General features: G+C 63.2%; 5 protein-coding genes. 2 read left to right on the top strand and 3 right to left on the bottom strand.

What is annotated here, in order from left to right; all coding sequences use genetic code 11:
- Positions 1-371, top strand: a 371-nt coding sequence (locus tag WA070_RS16225; protein ID WP_422634964.1) for a helix-turn-helix domain-containing protein, incomplete at its 5' end; no start/stop codon positions are given.
- Between the two features lie 7 nt (positions 372-378).
- Here the strand turns inward: WA070_RS16225 and WA070_RS16220 are convergent.
- A complete protein-coding gene (locus tag WA070_RS16220) occupies positions 379-942 on the bottom strand; it encodes a hypothetical protein (protein WP_158014294.1) in 564 nt (187 codons plus the stop codon).
- Positions 943-1,156: 214 nt separating this feature from the next.
- Between WA070_RS16220 and WA070_RS16215 the strand changes: the two genes are divergently transcribed.
- Positions 1,157-1,591, top strand: a complete 435-nt coding sequence (locus WA070_RS16215; RefSeq protein WP_245648918.1) for a potassium channel family protein — start codon at positions 1,157-1,159, stop codon at positions 1,589-1,591.
- 8 nt (positions 1,592-1,599) lie between these two features.
- Here the strand turns inward: WA070_RS16215 and WA070_RS16210 are convergent, their stop codons facing one another.
- The gene (locus WA070_RS16210) at positions 1,600-2,817 is read right to left on the bottom strand and encodes an acetate/propionate family kinase (protein ID WP_281822867.1); all 1,218 of its coding nucleotides are present in this window, start codon (positions 2,815-2,817) and stop codon (positions 1,600-1,602) included.
- A partial coding sequence (locus WA070_RS16205) for a phosphate acyltransferase (RefSeq protein WP_422634963.1) occupies positions 2,814-3,226 on the bottom strand: 413 nt, incomplete at its 5' end. The genes WA070_RS16210 and WA070_RS16205, both read right to left, overlap by 4 nt.

The raw sequence follows: 3,226 nt of genomic DNA, 5'->3' as shown, positions 1-3,226 counted from the left end.
ACTTTGAGCAGGCTCTTCATGACTATGAGGAACTGGAGCGGCTTCTGCTGCAGCGTACGCTGGACGAGCTGGACAACACGCGTGAATGGATGCTGCTGCTGGGACGCAAGACCGCTGAGGAGAAGGTGGCAAGCTTCATCGTCCAGATGAGCCGGCGACTGGCCAAGGGGCGCTGTGGAGCGTCGACCGGGGAAGAGTTCCTCCTCCCGCTGAGCCGCACCCAGGTCGCCGACGTGCTCGGGCTGACGATCGAGACGGTGAGCCGCCAGATGACACGCCTCAAAAGCGCCGGTGTCATCGATCTTCCTACAACGCGGTCGATCCGCGTCTTGGATAGGCCTGCGCTATCGGCGCGCGCTGAGCATGCGTGACGGAGCGTCACCTGCCCGTTTCTTCCACGTAGCCTAATCTCTCGCCGACGCGGGAGAGCGCACCCACGGTGAAATGCCCGCGGCCCCTGGAAAAGACAATATACTCGTTAAACAACATCGCACGCCGCCCGTTGATGAAAAAGCAACGCAACATATACCCCAGAGTGTTGGGCGTGAGGCAGGCGCATCTGCCGTCAGGATGAAGCGCATCAACAATGTCACCGAGTAGTCCCTCGTCTTCATGTTGCTGCTCGATCACCCGCTTCAGCAGGGGCGAATCCCCACCCGTCCGGGGGCAAGGTGGGAGGACGCACCTGAGCAACTCCCGTGCCCACCGGTGTTGCTCCGGCAGAAATGTCTCAAGCCGTTGCAGGACGGCGGAGTGAATGGAAGCACTCGGCATCGCCGGGAGGCAGTCGGCGAGCTCCTCCAGCGCATCGTAGAGGCAAGCGAGCTCGACATGATCCTTGAGCATGCCGGCCAACTGAGCGTCGGGATGGGGACGATACGCAGCATCGTCCGCGAACGATGTGCCGTCGATGCTGCTTTCCTTGAGCGATTGATCAGACACACTGGGCTCCTACCTGCCGCGACGGTAGAGCCGCCGGCGCTAGAGACACATTGACGCACGTCAAAGTGCATGCGCGAGGAATGATCAATGCGAGCTGAATGACACGCCGGCGACCTAGAGCCCACGAGCGATGATTGATTCTTAGTTCCTGCCAAGGTTCTAGCAGGTCGTCGAGGATCGAACGTCCGGCGATCCCCTGAGACACGGAGATATTGTGCCGCAGCTTGTCATCGCCAGCATCATGGTCGCGCTGACCGTCGTCATGCACCTGGTTGGACTTGGATTGCTTGTCGCGCTCATGCGCCGACACCAGCGCCGGCTTCAGGTCCGTCGCACTCGGCTTCACCAGCTCATTGTCATCTTTGGCGCCGCGTTCGGGCTGTTCGCCCTCCACACCATCGAGATCTGGACCTACGCGATTCTGTACGCGGCGGTCGGGGCGCTCCCGACCTTCGACGACGCGCTCTATTTCTCGACCACGACCTACTCCACTCTCGGATACGGCGACGTCGTTCTCCCGAGAGCCTGGCGGTTGGTCGGCGCCATCGAAGGTGCCAACGGAATCATCCTGCTTGGATGGTCGACCGCGTTCTTCGTCTCCGTCATCAACCGGATCAGGCTTTTCGAGGAGGATGCCGAAGAACGCTGATGCGAAGCTCATCGGACCGAAGGCGGCGAGCGCCGCTTACCGCCGCTGCGCCCTGCCAGGCCCGCCGTCAACTCTCGCGTCGCGGTCGCTATCACAAGCTCCTCATTGGCCGGTATGACGAAGACCTTCACGCGTGCTGCCTCCGCGCTGATGCGGGGCAGGCCCTGCTCATTTCGGGCGGGATCAAGGATAACGTCAGCCCAACGCAGCCGTTCGCAGATGGCGGCGCGAAGGGACGCAGAGTTTTCGCCGATGCCCCCGGTAAATACGAGGAGGTCCAAGCCGCCGACCGCCACCATCAACGAGCCAATCTCGCGCGCTGCCCGGTACGCGAACAGGTCGAGCGCCTCGGCGGCGGAGGGATCCGGGCTCTGCGCCAAGATGCGAACATCATCGCTCAGCCCTGACACGCCGAGAAGACCGGAGCGGCTGTTCAAAAGGTCGCCAACGGCTTCTACCGTCATGCCGCGGTCGCGTATCAGATAGAGGATTAGCCCGGGATCAATCGACCCCGAACGGGTTCCCATCATCAGCCCCTCGAGAGAGGTGAACCCCATCGTCGTGGCGACGCTCTGTCGATTCCGCATCGCGCAGAGGCTCGCACCGTGCCCGAGATGCGCCGCGATCACGCGGCCATTGGCGTGATCAGGGGCCACCTCGACAAGTGCCTGTGCGACATGCTCGTAAGAGAGTCCGTGAAAGCCGAACCGCAGCAATCCCTCGTCGCTGAGTGCCCGCGGCAGCGGATAGAGCTGCGCCACCCGCGGTTGGGTGCGATGAAACGCCGTGTCGAAGCAGGCAATCTGGGGCAAGTCCGGCGCCATCGCCGTTACGGCGGCGATCGCAGCGATGTTGTGCGGCTGGTGAGCCGGCGCAAGCGGAATGAGCCGCCCCAGTTCGTCGAGCATCGCTGCATTCACGATGGCCGGTTCCGCAAACGTTGTGCCGCCGTGGACCACTCGGTGTCCGACGGCCGCCAGCGGCCTGTCGACAAGCTTGGTTGCGGCGGTCCTCAGTAGCCATTCGATCCGGGCCGGCAGGGTTGCCCCTGCAGCTCCCGGCAGAGCGGCGAAGGCGGGGGCATAGGGGCCGCTTGTACTGACCGGGAATCCAGCGCCCCGATCTTCGATTACACCCCGACACAAGAGATCAAGTCCGGCACCGTCAAAGAGCGCGAACTTCAGCGTAGACGAGCCGACATTGAGGACCAGGATGGAGGATGTCATAGGGCACGCGACAAGCGGCTGCGAATGAAGATCTGCGCCAGCGCGCAGGACGCGACCCGTGCCAACGCGCCGTCGGCACGGCTGGTCAGCATGATCGGCACGCGGGCGCCGAGGACCAGGCCCGCGGCATCGGCCCCGGCGAGATAGATCAGCTGCTTGGCGATCATATTGCCCGACTCCAAGTCTGGCGCGAGAAGAATATCGGCATCGCCGGCCACGGACGATGCGATGTGCTTTGCTGCCGCTGCCTCCTTTGAGATGGCGTTGTCGAACGCGAGCGGCCCGTCCAGCAAGCCGCCCGTAATCTGCCCGCGCTCGGCCATCTTGCACAGCGCGGCCGCCTCGACCGTGGAACTGATCTTGGCATGGACCATCTCTGTCGCTGAGAGGATGGCGACCTTAGGTGGGT

Source organism: Sphingobium sp. (genome assembly GCF_049304695.1).
Taxonomy (GTDB): Bacteria; Pseudomonadota; Alphaproteobacteria; order Sphingomonadales; family Sphingomonadaceae; genus Sphingobium.
This window is presented reverse-complemented; position numbering and strand designations above follow the sequence as displayed.

Coding starts and splice junctions, on each gene's coding strand:
- WA070_RS16210 (WP_281822867.1), bottom strand. CDS start 2,817: ATGACATCCTCCATCCTGGTCCTCAATGTCGGCTCGTCTACGCTGAAG.